This window comes from Streptomyces sp. CB02366, assembly GCF_001905905.1.
Taxonomy (GTDB): Bacteria; Actinomycetota; Actinomycetes; order Streptomycetales; family Streptomycetaceae; genus Streptomyces.
In genome coordinates this window covers 318,746-337,133 of sequence record NZ_LIVT01000002.1, presented here as the reverse complement: position 1 = coordinate 337,133, position 18,388 = coordinate 318,746, and the positions used below count along the sequence as shown (strand labels likewise).

Below are 18,388 nucleotides of genomic sequence, written 5' to 3'. Positions count from 1 at the left end.
TCGTGTCGCGAAGGCCGGCGCGGCCTCCCTTTGCTCAAATCCAGCTCAATTGTCCGAGCCCGTCGGCTGCTTATCGGCCGCCCCGCTCTTCGACGCCTCCACGAGTCCCTCGGCCAGCAGCGCCGTTCCGTCCAGGGCGGGCCCCGAAGCCAGCATCCCGAGAACGCCGGACGGGACGGGCACGGACTGGTCGGCGCGGTAGCCGAGCCGCTGAAGCCCTTTCTCGCCGCCGGGAATCGGGTACGTGACGCCCGCCGCGGTCACCAGGTGGTAAGCCGTGCCGGCGCCCGCCGAAGAGAGCTCCCTGACGAGGGCGCCGCCGTCCGGGCGCGCGGCGAACATGTCCGCTGCCCCCGGGCCCGCGATGACACCCGGCTGGTCGGACACCGCCCGGCCCGCCACCGCCTCCGCCCGGGGCAGGACGACCGAGACCGTCGGCCTGCCGTCCGCGGCGCCGACGACGGCGCAGACGCCTTCGCCCGCGCGCACCGGACCGGGCTCGGGCAGACCGGTCGGGACCTTGCCGCCACCAACGCCCACGAGCCGCTCGGTGTGCGGGCTCCGATGGCGCGCCAGGTCGTCCGGGCCGATCCCGCGCAGGGTCACGGCCTCACCGGCGTAGGCGGTGCGCTGGGTGCGCGGATCGCCCTTCAGCAGCGCCTCCTCCAGGGCGGTGACCTTCGCCAACCCGTGCCGGGTCAGCAGGTAGTGGCCGCCGGGGCCGTCGAAGAGCTGCCCCACCCGGGTCGGGCGGCCCGCCAGCGCGGGGCCCGCCGTGCCGCGGCCGGCCACCTCGGGCACGGCCAGGTCCGGTCCGGACGGCAGTGCGTTGAGGAACGCCTCCGGGACCGGGTACGCCGCGTCCGCGTCGTAACCCAGCGACTGGACCGCGTAGTTCGCGGGGTCCACCCGCATGCGGGTGCCGTGCCACAGCAGGTACGCGGTGTCGCCGGGGACGGTGCGGACCAGCGTGGTCCGGCCCGACGTGACGGGCCGGCCCTCGGCGGTCAGGCCCACGGCCAGCGTGAGGAGCGGATCCTCGGCGGCGTCGGGCCGGGTGGCGCACACCGACCAGGCGTCGCGGCTCAGCGCACCCGCCCGCGGGAGCGGGTCCGGCGCTCCGACGATCCCCAGGACCGCACCGCGCGGGGCGTCCTCGATGGAGGCGGGCTCGACGCTCACCACCTTCATGCGCTCGCCGGCCAGCAGCTTGGCCGAGGTCTCGTTGAGGACCGGGTGGAGGACCCCGTCGACGGTGAGGTAGCGGGCGCCCGAACGCTCGTCGAGCACCAGCGTGCCGGTGGCCTTCCACGCGTTCGAGCCGCCGGGCACCACCAGCCCGTACACCGTGACGACGAGCGCGGCCAGGGCCGCGACCACGAGGCCGATCACGTACCCCTTCGTGGTCCGCCGGTGCGGCGACTCGGGGGCGTCCGGGTCGTCCCGGAGCATGCCCAGCGACAGCCGGCTCATGACGAACATGTGCGCGTGGACCTGGTCCCGCCTGGACTGCATTCCTTGCCTTTCCGACCGGGCATCGGCCCGGCGAGCGAGGGCCCGGCGCGCCGGAGCCGCCGGCCGCCGGGGTCAACTGTTGAGGCCGCGCAGGTATCCGTAGAGACCGGTGACGAGCAGGGCCAGCGGGACGAGGGCGATGGCGAGGAACAGGTGGAGCAGATCGACCGCCCGCCCCCAGTACGGCACCAGTCGGCGTCCCGGGAGCGTCCAGCCCGTGATCGCGAGCACGGCGGCGGCGGCCAGCAGCCCGGCGAGCAGCAGCGGCCGGGTTCCCCCGCCGGTCCCCAGGACCAGGAGCACCGTCAGCAGCACGGAGCCGTAGGCGGCCGGCAGGACGACGGCGAGCCGCTGCCAGGCCCCCCCGATCGCCCGCGCGTGGGTGAACATCAGCGCGCACAGGACCGCGGCCAGGGTGAGCGGCGCCCAGGACGTCTGGAACGCCGACACCGTCAGGCAGCCCGCCGCCACCAGCCCGGTGGCGCCGTAGAGGCCCGTGAGGTACTGGTCGGCGACGGCGCCGCGCGCGGTGACCACCTCGTCCGGGGTGGGGTCGATGCCTTCCTGGAGCTGGCCCGTGTTGGTGGGCAGCAGCGGCACCTTCAGCCCGGACAGGCGGAACGCCAGCGACGGCAGGAAGTGCCCCAGCAGGACGACCACGAGGATCAGCGCCGCCGCCGTGCCGGGGGCCGGGACGCCGAGGAGCATCACGGCCCCGCCGACCGCCCCGAGGGCCGCGGCCAGCGCGGTGGCCAGGAACAGCGGCGCGCACGCGCCCACGGCGGCCACGGCGAGCACGGCGGCGCCCGCCGCGGCCGAGCAGCCCGCGAGGAGCCGCGCCCCCCATTCCGCGTCGGACGAGGCCCCCTGCGGCACCAGCGACCCGGCCAGCGCGAGGTAGGGGACGGCCGCCGCGCCGAGCGAGCCGCCCGCCCCCACGTCGCCGACCGCCCGCGACGCGGCGGCCGCGCCGGCCAGCAGGACGATCGCGGTCGCCGCCGCGCAGACCGCCCTGAGCCCCGCGGGGCCGGGCAGCAGCAGGAGCAGCAGGCCGGCGGCGAGCGCGCTCAGGGCGAGCCCGGTCATGAGGTGGTGCGACCACACCGGCCGCCACGAGTCGGCGCGCTCCCGCAGCCTGCTGGAGAGCCCGTCGACGAGGTCGTCGTAGTGGATCTCGGGGAGGGAGTCCCGGCGAGGCCGCAGATGGACGGTCTCGCCGTCGCGCAGACCGAGGTCGCCGAGCGTCCTCTCCTCGTCGAGGGGCTCCTGGCCGAGGCGCTGGAGCACCCATCCGCCCGCCTGCGCACCGCGCTCGTACAGGTCGGTTCCCCCGTGGTCGACGATGGTCGGCAGGAGGTCGGCGAGCACGATGTCGGACGGTACGGCGAGTTCGACGGTGCGGTCGGGCGTCATCACCGTGAGACGGCACAGCAGTGCCGCGGATATGTCGGTCAAGCGCGTTTCATCGCCTTCCAGGACAGTGGTCGACGCGGTCAGATTGATCACATTAACTTGTGTGTGCACTCTGTAGGTTGTGGGGTGCCGCCCGGGATCGACGGTTCCGCTTCGCCCGTCTCCCGGGTTTCGCCGGACGTCTCACCGGCGTTCACCCTCCCGTCACCCCGCAGCACGGCACGGCACCCGCCTGCATCCCTCAGGAAGGCGATTCCCTTTGAGCGTGGTCCTCTTCAAGAGGCCTCCCCGGCGTCTTGGCCCCGAGATGCCCCACGGCGAACTGAGCCTCCAGGAGCCGCCGTCGGTGCCGGAGCCGCAGAGCGCGATGGGCAACATGATCACGTACATGCCGATGGCGCTCAGCTCGCTCGGCATGGTGCTCATCTTCCTGCGCCCCGGCAGCGGCGGCGGCCCCATGATGTACGTCGCCATCGGCCTGATGGCGCTGTCGGCCGTCGGCATGCTGGTCTCGCAGATCGTGCGGGCCTCCGGGGACCGCAAGCGGGCGCTGCTCGGCGAGCGGCGCGACTACATGCGCTACCTGGCGATCAGCCGCAGACGCGTCCGCAAGGTGATCGACCGGCAGCGCGAGGCGCAGGCGTGGTCGCACCCCGACCCCGAGTCCCTGTGGAGCCTGGTGCCGACGTCCCGGCTGTGGGAGCGGCGGGCCGCGCACGCGGACTTCGCCGAGGTCCGGATCGGCGTCGGCGAACAGCAGTTGGCGACCAAGCTGACGCCCTTGAGCACCAAGCCGGTGGAGGACCTGGAGCCGCTGTCCGCGCACGCCCTGCGCCGCTTCATCAAGGCGTACGGGACCGTGCCCGACCAGCCCGTCGCGGTCTACCTGCGGACCTACGCCCGGGTCCTGCTGCAGTCCGACACGGAGGCCGCGCACGCGATGGTGCGCGCCCTGCTGGCCCAGCTCAGCGTCTTCCACGCCCCGCAGGACCTGCGGATCGTGGTGCTCGCGGACCGCGACCGCCGGGACGCGTGGGAGTGGGTGAAGTGGCTGCCGCACAACCAGCACCCGGCCGACGTCGACGGCGGCGGCCCCGTCCGGCTCGTCACCGACTCCGTCCTCGGCCTCGAATCGCTGCTCGGCGACGAGCTGACCGGCCGGCCCCCCTTCGAACCGGACGCGGTGCCGAGCGCCGAGGAGCCCTACTGCGTCGTGGTGCTGGACAGCGCCCGGACGCCCGAGGACTCCCGGCTCGCCACCGACGGCTACCGCAACACGGTGACGTTGGACGTCTCCGGCTCCCTGCCCTGGAAGCCGTTCCGCCACACGCTGCGGCTGCGCACCGCCGGGCAGCGGCTGGAGCTGGTCGGCACCGACCGGTCGGGCAGGGAGACCGCCTCCGCGCTCGGCAGGCCCGACGCGCTGAGCCCGCGGCGGGCCAGGGCGCTGGCCACCCTGATGTCCCCCCGCCGGATGGGCGTCACCTCGGACAACGGCGAGGCGCTCACCTCCGACGTCCAGCTGACCACCCTGCTCGGCATCACGGACCTGCACACCGTCGACCTGGACGCCGTGCGCGAGGACCGCAGCGAGCGGGCCAGGCTGCGGGTGCCGCTGGGTCTCGCCGCCGACGGCAGCCCGGTCGAACTGGACATCAAGGAGGCGGCCCAGGGCGGAATGGGCCCGCACGGCGTGCTGATCGGCGCGACGGGCTCCGGCAAGTCCGAGCTGCTGCGCACCCTGGTGCTGGCGCTGGCCCTCACCCACTCGTCGGAGAAGCTGAACTTCGTCCTCGTCGACTTCAAGGGCGGCGCCACCTTCCTCGGCCTGGAGGAACTGCCGCACACCTCGGCCGTGATCACCAACCTCGCCGACGAGTCCGCCCTGGTGGACCGCATGCAGGACGCCCTGCACGGCGAGTTGATGCGACGTCAGGAACTGCTGCGCAGCGCGGGGAACTACACCTCGGCGTACGAGTACGAGACCGCCCGGGCGGCGGGCGCCGTACTGGAACCGCTGCCGACGCTCTTCGTGGTGGTCGACGAGTTCAGTGAACTCCTCTCCTCCCACCGCGACTTCATGGACCTGTTCGTGATGGTGGGCCGTCTGGGCCGCAGCCTCGGCGTCCATCTGCTGCTCGCCTCGCAGCGGTTGGACGAGGGCCGCATGACCCAGCTGGAATCGCACCTGTCCTACCGGATCGCCCTGCGCACGTTCTCCTCGATGGAGAGCCGCGGCATCCTGGGCGTACCGGACGCCTACCAGCTCCCCTCCGTGCCCGGCAGCGCCATCCTGAAGAAGGACACCGGCACCCTGGTCCGGTTCAAGGCCGCGTACGTCTCCGGCCCCTACCAGGGCGTCCGCAGGGTCGCCGCCGCGGCCGTCGCGGGACAGGTCGTCCCGTACCGAACGGAGTGGACCGCGCCCCGGCTCCCCGCCCCAGAACCCGAACCGGAACCGGTGGCGCGGGAGGAGGCGAGCGAGGAGACCCTGCTGGCGCTGGCCGTCTCCCGGATGCGGGAGGGCGGCAGGCCCGCCCACCAGGTCTGGCTGCCGCCGCTGGACCGGCCGCTGTCGCTGGACACCCTGCTGATGGGCGTGGCGCCGCACCCCGAGCGGGGCCTGACCGCCCTCGACCCGGTCCTGCACGGCGCGTTGACGGTGCCGGTGGGCATCATCGACCGCCCCTTCGACCAGGCCCGCGAACCCCTGGTCGCCGAACTGTCCGGCGCGGGCGGCCACGTCGGCATCGCGGGCGGCCCGCAGAGCGGCAAGTCCACCCTCGTACGCGACCTCATCATGGCGCTGGCGCTCACCCACACCCCGCGCGAAGTCCAGTTCTACTGCCTGGACTTCGGCGGCGGATCGCTCGGCGCGCTCCGCGATCTGCCGCATGTGGGCGGGGTCACGGGCCGACTCGACCTGGAGCGGGTGCACCGCACGCTGGCCGAGGTGCACGGGCTGGTGGCCAGGCGCGAGAAGCAGTTCGCCGACGAGGGCATCGACTCCATGGCCACCCTGCGCGCCCGCCGGGCCGCCGGGGAGTTCCCCGAGGACCCGTACGGCGACGTGTTCCTCGTCGTCGACGGGTGGGGCACGATCCGCCAGGACTTCATGGAGGTCATGGACACCGTCTCGGCGCTGGCGGCCCGGGGCCTCAACTACGGGGTCCACCTCGTCGTGGCGGCGAGCCGCTGGGCCGAGATCCCCACCGCGCTGCGCGACCAGCTCGGCACCCGCTTCGAACTGCGGCTCGGCGACAGCATGGACTCCATGATCAACATGCGGGCCGCCGCGACCATCCCGAAGGCGCCCGGCCGCGGCATGACCGAGACCAAGCACCACTTCCTCACCGCCCTGCCCCGGCTGGACGGCGGCGACAGCGCCACCGACCTCGGGGCGGGCGTCGCGGACGCGGTGGCCCGGGTGGCCGAGCACTGGCAGGGCCCGGCCGCACCCCCGGTCCGTACCCTGCCCGCCGTGCTGGACCCCTCCGAGCTGCCCCCCGCCGAGATCGGCGCGGACGGCGACCTGCGCCTTCCCCTGGGGCTGGAGGGAGGTCAACTGGACGTCATGTGGCACGACTTCGCCCAGACCCCGCACCTGGTGGTGGTGGGCGACGCGGAGACCGGCAAGAGCAACCTGCTGCGCACGGTCTGCCGGGCGGTCGCCGACCGCTACACGCCCGACGAGGCGCGGATCCTGCTGATCGACTACCGGCGCGGGCTGCTGGAGAGCGTCCCCGAGTCGCACCGGCTCGGGTACGCGGTCTCCGTCGACGTCCTCAGGCAGGCGGTGGAGGGCCTGGCGCGGGCCATGAAGGAGCGCCTGCCCGGCGCGGACATCTCGCCCGCCCGGCTCAAGCGGCGGGACTGGTGGTCCGGTCCGCGGGTCTTCATGGTCGTGGACGACTACGACATGGTCTCCAGCGGCAGCATGAGCGACCACTTCGGGCCGCTGCTCGACTACCTCGCCCAGGGCGCGGAGCTGGGTCTGCACCTGATCGTGGCGCGCAGCGCCAACGGCGCGGCCCGGGCGATGAACGACCCGCTGCTGCGCCGGCTGATGGAGGTCAACACGCCTGCCGCGCTGCTCTCCTGCCCGCCGTCGGAGGGCTACCTGTTCAACGACACCAAGCCGAAGCAGCTCCCGGCGGGCCGGGCGCAGCTGATCACGCGCCGGGGAGTGGTCCAGGTGCAGACCCCGCTGCTTCCGGACGCGGCGGGCGAGGGGGAGTAGGCGGGGCGGGGCCCCGCAGGCGGCCACCGGCCGGCCCCGCCGGTGCCCGGTGGCCGCCGGTGCGCGGCGGGGCCGGTGCTCAGTCCGCCGCCGCGGCCGGCCCGCCGGCCGGTCCCGCCCGCCACCCCCGGCGGCGCCCCCGGGGCAGGACGAACGCGAGGAACGCGACCAGCAGCATGACCGCGACCGCCCCGCCCACGACGGCCAGCGCGTGGTCGCGCGCGGTCGGCGGGTCGAGCGGCGGAACGGCCCGGGCGGCCGAGGGGCGCCGCGCGTCGGACGGGGACGGCGGTGAGGCGTGCTCCTCGGGGAGCACGGCGGAGAGCGCCCGGACCGGATCGAGGACCCCCGGCCCGGCGCCGGGACCGGGGGCGCCGGCCCCCGCCCCGTACGCGGTGGCCTCCAGCCGGTGCGCGAGCTGCTCGCCGCTCAGCCGGGGGTGGTAGGAGAGGACCAGGGCCGCCGTACCGGCCACGAACGCACCGGCCACGGCGTCGCCGCCGCCGGTGAACTGCCCGCCCCCGCCCGGCCCCGGGCCCGTCACCGAGACGCCGGGCGCGCTCAGCCCCGGCCGGGTACGCCCCCCCTCCGCGCCCTGCGCATCCGGCTCGCCGCCGGGCCCCACCGAGGAGACCGCCAGCACGCCGGGCAGCGCCGCCGGATAGACCGGGCCGCTCCCGGCGCTCGACGCCCCCGATCCGCTCTCCCACTCCCGCGCCGAGGCGGGCGCCACCACCACCGCCCCGGCCTTCCGCGCGGCGGCGACGGCCTCCTTCAACTTCCGTGGCGCGGAGGGAACGGCCAACGCCACGTGGATGATCCGCGCCCCGGAGGCGGTGGCCGCCCTGATCCCCTCGGCCAGCGCCTCGGGCGTGGTCAGGCCCTCCCGGTCGGTGGCCCGGACCGCGACGACCTGTGCCTCCGGGGCGACCCCGGCCGCCGCGATGCCCTCCTGCCGCCCGCCCGCGACGAGGCCGGCGAGGAACGTCCCGTACCCCACGCAGTCGTCCCGCACGGTCCCGCCGGCCACCACGTCCCGGCCGCCGGCGACCCGGCCGTCCAGCGCGGGCGCCCGGCGCGTGTCCGCCCCGGTGCTGACGACGGCGACCTTCACCCCGGCGCCCCGGCTCAACTCCCAGGCCCGGTCCACCCCGAGGAAGCTCTGCGCCCAGGGGGTCCGCGCCGACCTCTTGGCGGACTTCGCGGTGCACGGGCGGCCGTCGGCGAGGGTGGCGCGGATGCCCGGCAGCGAGGGGCTGTCCTCGTTCACAAGATTCCCCGGGTACCCCGACCTCCCCGGCTTCCCCGGTGCCGCGCCCGCGGGGGCCGCGGCGGCGGGTATCAGGAGCAGGGCCGCCAGAACCGCCGGTCCCAGTGCGCGGGACGCCGAGGACCTCGAAGATCGCATGCGCCGATGGTAACGACGTTCCGCCCATGGCCGGAACACGCTTCCGAAACCGGCGAACCGGTGCTCCGCGCCCCCGGACCCCGACCGAGATGGCGGCCGACCTGCGATGACAGGCATGATGGGAACAGCAGTTTCCCTCGCCCTACATGTCGCGCGTCTCCGCCCGTGTCCACGGCGCAGGGGGCCCGGGAGGTCGAACGTGTCACGCCAGATGCTCATCGTCGCCGCCGACGGGACGGGCGACCACCGCACCGTCGGGGACGCCGTCGCCAGGGCCCGCGCCGGGGCGGTCGTCAGCATCGCCCCGGGACGGTACGAGGAGTGCGTGACGGTCTCCGCGGCGATCACCCTGATCGCCTCCGAGGGCCCGGGGACGGCCGAGTTGGCGCCCCGGCGGGGGACGGCGCTGACGCTCACCGGCGACGCGGTGATGGTCCGGGACCTCGTGCTGCGCGGACACGACGACGAACTCCCCGTGGTCGACGCCCCGCGCGGAGAGCTGGCGATGGACCGGTGCGACGTCCACGGCTCCGCCTGGGCGGCGCTCTACGCGCGGGAGGGCGGATCGCTGGGGCTGCGGCAGTGCCGGATCAGCAACCCGGCGGGCGCGGGCGTGGTCTCCACCTCCACGGCCGAGAGCTTCCTGGAGAAGTGCGTCGTCGAACACCTGGGAACCTCCGCCCTGGTGGCCGGCGAACGGGGCAGGATCACCGTCCGGTCCAGCGAACTGAGGGACACCCGGGGCAACGGCGTCCTCACCAACGGGCAGGCCCGCGTCCTCCTGGAGGAGTGCGCCGTGTCGGCGACCGGGAAGCCGGGCGTCGCCGTCGAGGAGGAGAGTTCGGTCCGGATGGTCCGCGGCACGGTCCGCAAGGCCGTCGTCGGCGTGTTCGTGAACACCACGGGAGCGGTCGTCCTGGAGGACGTGGCGGTCAGCGACACCACCGGCCACGGATTCGTCCTGGGCGGCGGAAGCTCCCCCTCCCTGACCCGCTGCGCCACCGAACGCACGGGCGGCCACGGCCTGTTGGTGGCCGAGCGCAGTCGCGGCACTTTCACGGGCTGTACGTTCGCGACCGCCGGGGAACCCGCCGTGCGGATCACCGGCTTCTCCTCGCCGGTGCTGTCGGACACGGTCGTCCGGGACGCCGAGGGGACCGGCGTCCTGCTCGACGAGGACTCGTCGGCCGAGTTCGACCGCCTCGAAGTGCACGGCAGCGGCGGCAGCGGCATCGTGATCCGCAGCGGCGCCAACCCGCTGCTGCAACGGGCCACCGTCACCGGGGCGGGCGCGCACGGCGTCCAGGTCCTCAAGGACGGCCGAGGGCGGCTGGAGGAGTGCGTCGTCGAGCGGTCGGGGGAGTCGGCGGTCCACGTCTCGGGCCACGGCAACGTGTTCGTGGGCAAGGGCCGGCTGCGCTCCTCCACCGGCACGGGCGTCCACATCGGGCCGCTCGGCACGCTCACCCTGCGGGACACCGCGGTGGAGGACTCCGGCGGAACCGGCGTCCACATCGAGGCCGAGGGCGACCTGGCGGCCGTACGCGCCGTGGTGACCGGCGCCGCCGAGTGCGGCGTCCGGGTGTCCGCCGGGGCCCGCGCCTCCCTCAACGGCTGCGAGGTGACGGGTTCGGGCGCCGACGGCGTACGCGTGGAGGGCCCCGACGCCGTGACGCTGACCGGCTGCACCGTCCGTGCCAACGGGGGCAGCGGTGTGCGCCAGACGGTGGCCGGCGACCGCCTCGCCGTCGAGGGGCTGGTCAGCGCGGAGAACGGCGCGCCGGACGCCTGGGGCACCGCGGAGCAGGCGCGGGCCGCGGGGGACGGGCGACTGCCCGGTGGCGCCGCCCCGGTGGCCGAACCCCCGCCCGGTACGGGCCCGGTGGCGGAGCTGGAGTCGCTGATCGGCCTCGACGAGGTCAAGCAGCAGGTGCTGACGCTGATCAACCTCAACCGGATGGCGCAGCGCAGGGCCAGCATGGGGATGCCCGCCCCGCCCATGAGCCGCCACCTGGTCTTCGCGGGACCGCCCGGCACCGGCAAGACCACCGTCGCCCGGCTGTACGGCTCGATCCTCGCCTCGCTCGGCGTGCTGCGCTCCGGCCACCTGGTGGAGGTCTCGCGGGCGGACCTGGTCGCGCAGATCATCGGCGGCACGGCGATCAAGACCACCGAGACCTTCACCAGGGCGCTGGGCGGGGTGCTGTTCATCGACGAGGCGTACACCCTGCTCTCCGACGGCGGCGGCAACGGCGCCGACTTCGGGCGCGAGGCGATCGACACCCTGGTGAAGCTGATGGAGGACCACCGCGACGACGTGGTGGTCGTGGCGGCCGGCTACCCGAAGGAGATGACCGAGTTCCTGGCGTCCAACCCGGGCCTCGCCTCGCGGTTCACCCGCAACGTCGAGTTCAGCGACTACACCTCCCGGGAACTGGTCACGATCGTGGAGCGGATGTGCACCGGCCACCGCTACGAGCTGGACCCGGCGGCGCGCACCGCTCTCGTCACCCGCTTCGACCGCATCCCCCGCGACGCGGGCTTCGGCAACGGCCGCACCGCCCGCAAGGTCTTCGAGGAGATGGTGGACCGGCAGGCGTCCCGGCTGGCCGCGCTGGCGGACGCGGACGAGCGGCAGCTCGTCCTGCTGACCGCGGAGGACGTGGACGTCCCGGCGGGCGGCGTGCCGGAGGACGAGGCGGCGGAGGACCCGCTGCTGCGGCTGAACAGCCTGGTGGGGCTCGCGTCCGTCAAGCGCGAGGTGGGCGACCTGGTCCATCTGCTCGCCGCCGCGAGCCGCCGCAGGGCGGCCGGCCTGCCCGCGCCCCGCACCAGCAACCACCTGATCTTCGCGGGCCCGCCCGGCACCGGCAAGACGACCGTGGCCCGGCTCTACGGCGAACTGCTGGCCTCCCTGGGCGTGCTGCCGCGCGGCCAGCTCGTCGAGGTCTCCCGCGCCGACCTGGTGGGCCGTTACGTCGGGCACACCGCGCAGTTGACCCGGGAGGCGTTCGAACGGGCGCTGGGCGGCGTCCTGTTCGTCGACGAGGCGTACACCCTGACGCCGCAGGGGGCCGGCGGCTCCGCGGACTACGGCCAGGAGGCGGTGGAGACGCTGCTGAAGCTGATGGAGGACCACCGCGACGAGGTGGTGGTGATCGCGGCCGGGTACACCGCGGAGATGGACCGGTTCCTGAACTCCAACCCGGGCCTGGACTCCCGCTTCCCGCGCCGGGTCGAGTTCCCCGACTACTCCTCGGACGAACTGGTCACGATCGTCTCCGCGCACGCGGCCGACAACGGCTACGAGTGCGGCCCCGGCACGGCGGAAGCGCTGCGGGCCCACTTCGACGCCGTCCCCCGGGGAGCGTCGTTCGGCAACGCCCGCCTGGCCCGCCAGACGCTGGAGCGGATGATGACGCACCAGGCGCGCCGACTGAGCACGGTCGCGGAACCGAGCCTGGACGACCTGCGCCTCCTCCACCCGGAGGACCTCGCCCCGCGCTGAGCGGCCCGCCGGGGCGGGCGGCGCGGCCCACCGGCTCCGGCCCCGCCGCCCGCCCCGCCCCGGTCAGTCGATCGCGGGACCGGAGCCGTTGAGCCATTCCCACGGCGCCCACGAGGCGAAGCCGGTCTGCCAGGTGTGGTAGACGCCCATGTGACTGGTTCCGAAGACCTCGATGCGGCCGTCGGCGTTGGCGGTCGCGGTGATCGCGGTGCCGCCGGTGCCGAGGGCGGCCCAGTCGCCGAAGGGGGCGTTGATACCGGTCTGCCAGATGTGGGCGGCGGTCTCGCCGTTGATCGCGAAGATCTCCACCCGCCCGTCCGGGTTGCGTTCGCTGGTGAGCTTCGCGTCGGCCGGCCCGCCGGTCCCCACCCAGCCCGACCAGGAGGTCGGGCTCTCCTGGTACTTGTGGAACACCCCCACCGGACCCGAAGCGAACACCTCCAGGCGCCCGTCGGCGTTGTGGTCCACGGTCAGGTCGTGGCCGCCCTCCCCGAAGTGCTCCCAGCCGGCCCAGCCGCCGTTGGGGGAGAGCTGGTACGTGTGCTCGAAGACGGAACCGTTGAGGGCGAACACCTCAAGGCGGCCGTCGGGGGACTTCTCCATCTCCAGGCGGGCTTCGACGGGACCGCCACCGGTGCCCTCCCAGCCCGACCAGCCGGCGTTGGGCGCGGTCTGGTACTTGTGGAACATCCCCTTCGGGCCGGAGGCGAACACCTCGATCCGGCCGTCGGCGTTCGTTCCGGCGGCGACATGGCGCCCCCCGGTGCCGAACGCCTCCCAGCCGGACCAGCCGCCGGAGGGCGCGGTCTGGTAGATGTGCTGGGCGACGTCGCCGTTGATGGCGACGAGCTCCAGTCTGCCGTCGGCGTTGGGCGCGATGGCCATCTGCGCGTTCCCCGGGCCGCCCATCGGCTGCCAGGCCGACCAGCGTCCGTTCGCCTCCGTCTGCCAGGCGTGGAACACGCCCCCGGCGCCGGCCGCGAAGGTCTCCAGCCGCCCGTCGGCCGACCGCGCCGACACCACGCGGCCCGACTCGGACGGGTGCACGGCGCGGCGGGCGGGGGCGTCGAGGACCTTCTTGTAGCGGTACGGCGCGGCGGTGAACCGGCCCCCGTCCGTCGTGTAGTTGATGGGCCGCTCGTACCTGACGGACCCCCTCCCGCCCATCTCCTCCATGGTGAAGAAGCGCGTGTGCTGGTGGTTGGCCCAGCCGGTGAACAGCACGACGTGCCCCGCGTCGCCGCCGGTGCCCGGACCGAGGGTGCCGACGGCGTCGCCGGGCCGCAGGTCCTCCCAGCCGATCCGGTCCAGGTGGTCGCCGAGGTACACGGTGCTGGGGGAGTAGCTCAGGTGCAGTGCCATCGAGACGAAGCCGGAACAGTCCGTGCGGTACAGCTTGCCGCCCAGGTCCGGATGCACGTCGTTCTGGTTGTAGTAGACGTTCAGATCCACCCAGTGCTGGGCGCGCAGGAGGATCTCGTCGCGGGTGATCGGGCCGCCCACGTCCGACTGGACGCGCTGGACCGAGCGTTGTCCGGCGGCGGCCGGGGAACCCGCCGTGAGGACCCCCGCGCCGGCGAGTGCCGCGGCGGCGGACATCCCGCCGATCGACTTGAGTACGCCTCTGCGGGTCGGATGCTGTGCGCGCAACTCGGGCTCCTGACGGATAGAGGTACGACGGGCCTGCGGGAAGTGCCCCCGCCGCGCGGTGCGCCAGGGGTCGGGCGACGCGGGCGGGCCGGGCCCGGACCGGCGGGTCCGGTGGTACGGACAAGCGGAACGCCCGGAGGGGGCGCGCGTACGTCCGGTCGCACCCCGGCGGGCGTGACCGGTGGCCGTCGCCGGTCGGCATCCTGCGGCCGGCCTCCGGCGGACGCCGCCCGGTCGGGCCGCCCCGAGGGGGGAGCAGCCGTGGCGATGGGGGAACGCCAGGTCTACACGGGGCGCCGGGGCGGTGGAATCCGGAACCTTACGGACTGACGCCCGCGGCCGTTTCCGCCGACGCCCGCGGTGTTCCGGCCGCCCGCCGCCCGCGCCGGAGCCATCGCCGGGCCCCATCCCCCCGGGGGCCGTCGCGGCCTCTGGCGAAACCCGCCCTAGAGGACACGGCCCCCCACTGTCAGTCCGTAAGGTTCCGGGTGCCTCTTCGGGGTGGGCGTCGCTACCTTCCGAACCGCCGGGCCCGCCGGAACGGAGGCCGGGCCCCCGGCCGTGCCCGCTCGCCCACAGGAGGTCGCCTTGACCGCGCAGAACCCCACCCGCAGGAACATCCTCAAGTCCGTCGGCGGACTCACCGCCGCGGCGGCCCTGGGCGCCGGAGGTGTTCTCGCCTCGGCCTCCCCGGCCGCGGCGGTCGGCGACGGCTTCGGACTGCGCATCACGGAACGCGGCGAGCACGACCACCGGATGTGGTACTACCGGTTCCAGACCTCCGCCATCGGCGGCTGGACCCCGGCCGTCAACGTGCTGCTCCCCGACGGCTACCACACCAGCGGGCGCCGCTACCCCGTCCTGTACCTCCTCCACGGGGGCCTGGAGGACTTCATCACCTTCGACGCGCATCACGACATCCGGGGACTGACCGCCTGGAAGAACCTCATCGTCGTGATGCCCGACGGCGGTCGCGCCGGCTGGTACTCGAACCCGGTGAGCTCCAACATCGGAGCTCGCAACTGGGAGCACTTCCACATCGCCCAGCTGATCCCGTGGATCGACGCCAACTTCCGTACCTACGCCGAGTACGACGGCCGAGCCGTCTCCGGCTTCTCCATGGGCGGCTTCGGCGCCCTGAAGTACGCGGCCAAGTACTACGGCCACTTCGCCTCGGTCAGCGCCCACTCCGGCCCGGCCAACCTGCGCGGAGGCAACGGCGACCTGGTGACCCACTGGGCCAACGCCTCCTCCGCCGCCGTGGAACTGAACGGCGGAACCGTCTACGGCGCGCCCTTCTGGGACCAGGCGCGGGTCAGCGCGGACAACCCGTGCGAGCGCATCGAGAGCTACCGGCACAAGCGGGTCTTCCTGGTCGCCGGCACCAGCCCCCAGGACATCCAGGGATACGCCAACGAGGTCACGGTGCTCAACACCCAGCGGGAGTTCAAGTGGCACCTCGACCGCGCCGGCATCGGCTACGAACCGCATGAGGTGGACGGCGGACACTGGGTCCGCCGGGACCTGCTGGAGCGCGACATCAACGGCGTGATCGCCCGCCTGCGCAAGGCATGACGGAAGGCATCGCGTGATACCCACCCCTTCCCGAAGCCGACCCGGGCCCCTGCCCGGACGGGTGCTCGGGCTCCTGCTCGCCCTCGCCGTGCTCCTCCTCGCGCCGGGCCCGGCCGTCGCCTCACCGGCCGGGCCGGAGACCGCTTCCGCCCCGCCCCGGGCCGCCGGCTTCGCCGCCGCCTGCCCGGCCGCCGGCTACATCTCCCAGTACTACAGCTGGGAGCACAACGGCATCGACGTCGCCAACGACTACGGCACCCCGATCCACGCCGTGGGTGACGGCGAGGTGACCATCTCGGGGTACGAACCCGGCTACGGGCAGTGGATCCGCATCCTGCACCCCGACGGCACCATCACCGAGTACGGCCACATGTACCAGCGGGACGTCCGGGTGAGCGACCGGGTCAGGGCCGGGCAGCAAATCGCGCTGATGGGCAGCGAGGGCCAGTCCAGCGGCCCGCATCTCCACCTCCGGGTCTGGGGGAACGCGGGTGCGTCCGTGCGGGTCGATCCGATCCCCTACCTGGCGGAGCGCGGCGTCGACATGCCCTGCACACCCGGCAGTGGGCCCGGTCCCGCGCTGTTGGTGTATCCGGCGGAGTCGGGTCGGGTGGTGTCGGCGCGGTCGGCGGACGGGCGTCTCGAGGTGTTCGCGGCCGGTGCGAACGGTGTGCATCACGCGTGGCAGGAGTCGGTCAACGGTGGTTGGTCGGCGTGGGAGTCCGTCGCGGGGCCGGGTGGTGCGGAGTTGGCGATCGGGTCCAACGCGGACGGTCGTCTTGAGGTGTTCGCGTTGAACGGTGAGGTTTTGCAGCACCGGTATCAGAGTCGGCCGTCGGGTGGTTGGTCGGGCTGGGAGAAGTTCGGTGAGGGTGGCCGGGATCTCGCGGTGGGCTCCAACGGGGATGGCCGCTTGGAGGTGTTCGCGTCGGGTCCGGAGGATGTGTTCCACCGGTATCAGACGGCGCCGAACGGTGGTTGGTCCGGTTGGGAGGGGACCGGTGGTGGTCCGGGCAGCAGCCGGATCGAGATGGGGAAGGCGCCGGACGGCCGCCTTGAGGTGTTCGCCCTCAGCGGTTCCGTCTTCGAGCACACGTACCAGCTCTCTCCCAACGGCGGCTGGGCCGGCTGGGAGCACTTCGGGGAGGGTGGCCACGACCTGACCGTGGACCACAACGCCGACGGGCGCCTGGAGGTGTTCGCTTCGGGACCGGTGGGGGTGTTCCACCGGTATCAGACGGGTCCTTCCGGCTGGTCGGGCTGGGAGGAGACCGGAGGCCTGGCGAACGCGCAGCTGACCAGCCAGCGGACGGTGGACGGCCGGGTCGAGGTCTTCGCGATCAACGGTGACGCGGCCCAGCACATGTGGCAGACCGGGGTGAACGCCGCTTACGGGACGTGGGAGTCCTTCGGTACGGGTGGTACGGAGATCACTGCGGTGGCCAACGCGGACGGCCGGATCGAAGTGTTCGGCACCAGCCCCGCCGGAGTCCACCACCGCTGGCAGACCGGATTTTCGAGCTGGTCCCCGTGGGGCTGGCTCAGGGACACCGCCGGACCCGGAATCGACTGAGGAGACAGCAGGTGAGAGCCGTCCAGCGCGCTTGTGGAGCGCCGTACCGCATTGTTCTGTCCGTACTCGTCTCCCTGTCTGTGGCGGCGGGCATCCTCGTCGGCACCGCACAGCCGGCCTTCGCCGCCGCCAGCGACCTGTGCGCGGACGTCGGATACAAGGCGGGGTTCCGGGGCGACAGCCTGGTGACCGCCGTCGCCGTCGCCCTCGCGGAGTCCAGCTGCAATCCGCAGGCGTACAACGTCACGAACAACACGCCCCCGTCCACCGACCGCGGCCTGTGGCAGATCAACGACTACTGGCATGCCGAGGTCAGCGACGCCTGCGCCTACGACGCGCAGTGCAACGCGAACGAAGCCTTCCGGATCTCCTCCGCGGGCACCGACTGGAGCCCCTGGTCCACCTACAACCAGGGCCACCACCGGCGGCACTGGGACACCGCGCGCGCCGCGGTGGACCGTCTCGGACATCCGGGCCCCGGTCCCGTGCCGTTGGTGTATCCGGCGGAGTCGGGTCGGGTGGTGTCGGCGCGGTCGGCGGACGGGCGTCTCGAGGTGTTCGCGGCCGGTGCGAACGGTGTGCATCACGCGTGGCAGGAGTCGGTCAACGGTGGTTGGTCGGCGTGGGAGTCCGTCGCGGGGCCGGGTGGTGCGGAGTTGGCGATCGGGTCCAACGCGGACGGTCGTCTTGAGGTGTTCGCGTTGAACGGTGAGGTTTTGCAGCACCGGTATCAGAGTCGGCCGTCGGGTGGTTGGTCGGGCTGGGAGAAGTTCGGTGAGGGTGGCCGGGATCTCGCGGTGGGCTCCAACGGGGATGGCCGCTTGGAGGTGTTCGCGTCGGGTCCGGAGGATGTGTTCCACCGGTATCAGACGGCGCCGAACGGTGGTTGGTCCGGTTGGGAGGGGACCGGTGGTGGTCCGGGCAGCAGCCGGATCGAGATGGGGAAGGCGCCGGACGGCCGCCTTGAGGTGTTCGCGCTGAACGGCGAGGTCTTCGAGCACCAGTACCAGAAGGCCGTCAGCGGCGGTTGGTCGGCTTGGGAGAAGTTCGGCGAGGGCGGTCATGACCTGACGGTGGACCAGAACCAGGACGGTCGTCTGGAGGTGTTCGCTTCGGGGCCGGTGGGGGTGTTCCACCGGTATCAGACGGGTCCTTCCGGCTGGTCGGGCTGGGAGGAGACCGGAGGGCTCGCGAACGCGCAGCTGACGACTCAGCGGACGGTGGACGGCCGGGTCGAGGTCTTCGCGATCAACGGTGACGCGGCCCAGCACATGTGGCAGACCGGGGTGAACGCCGCTTACGGGCCGTGGGAGTCCTTCGGCACCGGGGGCACGGAGATCACCGCGGTGGCCAACGCGGACGGCCGGATCGAAGTGTTCGGCACCAGCCCCGCCGGAGTCCACCACCGCTGGCAGACCGGGTTCTCCAGCTGGTCCCAGTGGGGCTGGCTCAGGGACACCGCCGGACCCGGAATCGACTGACGGCCCGCCGCACCCCCTGGAGTGT

The 18,388-nt window shown here is 73.6% G+C and carries 9 protein-coding genes; 5 read left to right on the top strand and 4 right to left on the bottom strand.

Features of this window, described 5'->3' with window-relative positions; translation table 11 throughout:
• Positions 1-45 precede the first annotated feature (45 nt).
• Both eccB and eccD read right to left on the bottom strand, forming a co-directional pair.
• Positions 46-1,515, bottom strand: coding sequence for a type VII secretion protein EccB (gene eccB, locus AMK24_RS07080; protein WP_079190449.1), 1,470 nt, complete (start codon positions 1,513-1,515; stop codon positions 46-48).
• A 72-nt stretch (positions 1,516-1,587) separates the two neighbouring features.
• Positions 1,588-2,970, bottom strand: coding sequence for a type VII secretion integral membrane protein EccD (gene eccD, locus AMK24_RS07075; protein WP_073766175.1), 1,383 nt, complete (start codon positions 2,968-2,970; stop codon positions 1,588-1,590).
• A 265-nt stretch (positions 2,971-3,235) separates the two neighbouring features.
• On the opposite strand from eccD, the gene eccCa reads away from it, so the two are divergent.
• The gene (gene eccCa, locus AMK24_RS07070) at positions 3,236-7,168 is read left to right on the top strand and encodes a type VII secretion protein EccCa (protein ID WP_073766173.1); all 3,933 of its coding nucleotides are present in this window, start codon (positions 3,236-3,238) and stop codon (positions 7,166-7,168) included.
• A gap of 79 nt (positions 7,169-7,247) precedes the next feature.
• Here eccCa and AMK24_RS07065 read toward each other — a convergent pair whose 3' ends face one another.
• On the bottom strand, positions 7,248-8,576 hold the full coding sequence (locus tag AMK24_RS07065; RefSeq protein WP_073766171.1) for a S8 family serine peptidase: 1,329 nt from the start codon (positions 8,574-8,576) through the stop codon (positions 7,248-7,250).
• 199 nt (positions 8,577-8,775) lie between these two features.
• Here AMK24_RS07065 and AMK24_RS07060 point away from each other — a divergent pair, with 199 nt between their 5' ends.
• Positions 8,776-12,084 carry a right-handed parallel beta-helix repeat-containing protein gene (locus tag AMK24_RS07060; protein WP_384578402.1) on the top strand — a complete coding sequence of 1,103 codons (3,309 nt, stop codon included), beginning with the start codon at positions 8,776-8,778 and terminating at the stop codon, positions 12,082-12,084.
• A gap of 63 nt (positions 12,085-12,147) precedes the next feature.
• On the opposite strand, the gene AMK24_RS34610 is transcribed toward AMK24_RS07060, so the two are convergent.
• Positions 12,148-13,734, bottom strand: coding sequence for a hypothetical protein (locus tag AMK24_RS34610; protein WP_242435013.1), 1,587 nt, complete (start codon positions 13,732-13,734; stop codon positions 12,148-12,150).
• Between the two features lie 588 nt (positions 13,735-14,322).
• Between AMK24_RS34610 and AMK24_RS07050 the strand changes: the two genes are divergently transcribed.
• From AMK24_RS07050 to AMK24_RS07040, 3 genes are read left to right on the top strand one after another with little or no spacing between them, the layout of a single operon-like run.
• The gene (locus AMK24_RS07050) at positions 14,323-15,309 is read left to right on the top strand and encodes an alpha/beta hydrolase (RefSeq protein WP_073766167.1); all 987 of its coding nucleotides are present in this window, start codon (positions 14,323-14,325) and stop codon (positions 15,307-15,309) included.
• 13 nt (positions 15,310-15,322) lie between these two features.
• Positions 15,323-16,882 (top strand): peptidoglycan DD-metalloendopeptidase family protein, encoded by a 1,560-nt coding sequence (locus AMK24_RS07045; protein ID WP_384578400.1) that lies wholly within the window; start codon positions 15,323-15,325, stop codon positions 16,880-16,882.
• 11 nt (positions 16,883-16,893) lie between these two features.
• The gene (locus tag AMK24_RS07040; RefSeq protein ID WP_199876386.1) at positions 16,894-18,363 is read left to right on the top strand and encodes a transglycosylase SLT domain-containing protein; all 1,470 of its coding nucleotides are present in this window, start codon (positions 16,894-16,896) and stop codon (positions 18,361-18,363) included.
• The last annotated feature ends 25 nt before the right edge of the window (positions 18,364-18,388 follow it).

Excerpts from the sequence above, each read along its gene's own strand:
- eccB (WP_079190449.1), bottom strand. The coding sequence starts at position 1,515 with ATGCAGTCCAGGCGGGACCAGGTCCACGCGCACATGTTCGTCATGAGC.
- eccCa (WP_073766173.1), top strand. The coding sequence starts at position 3,236 with ATGCCCCACGGCGAACTGAGCCTCCAGGAGCCGCCGTCGGTGCCGGAG.
- AMK24_RS07065 (WP_073766171.1), bottom strand. The coding sequence starts at position 8,576 with ATGCGATCTTCGAGGTCCTCGGCGTCCCGCGCACTGGGACCGGCGGTT.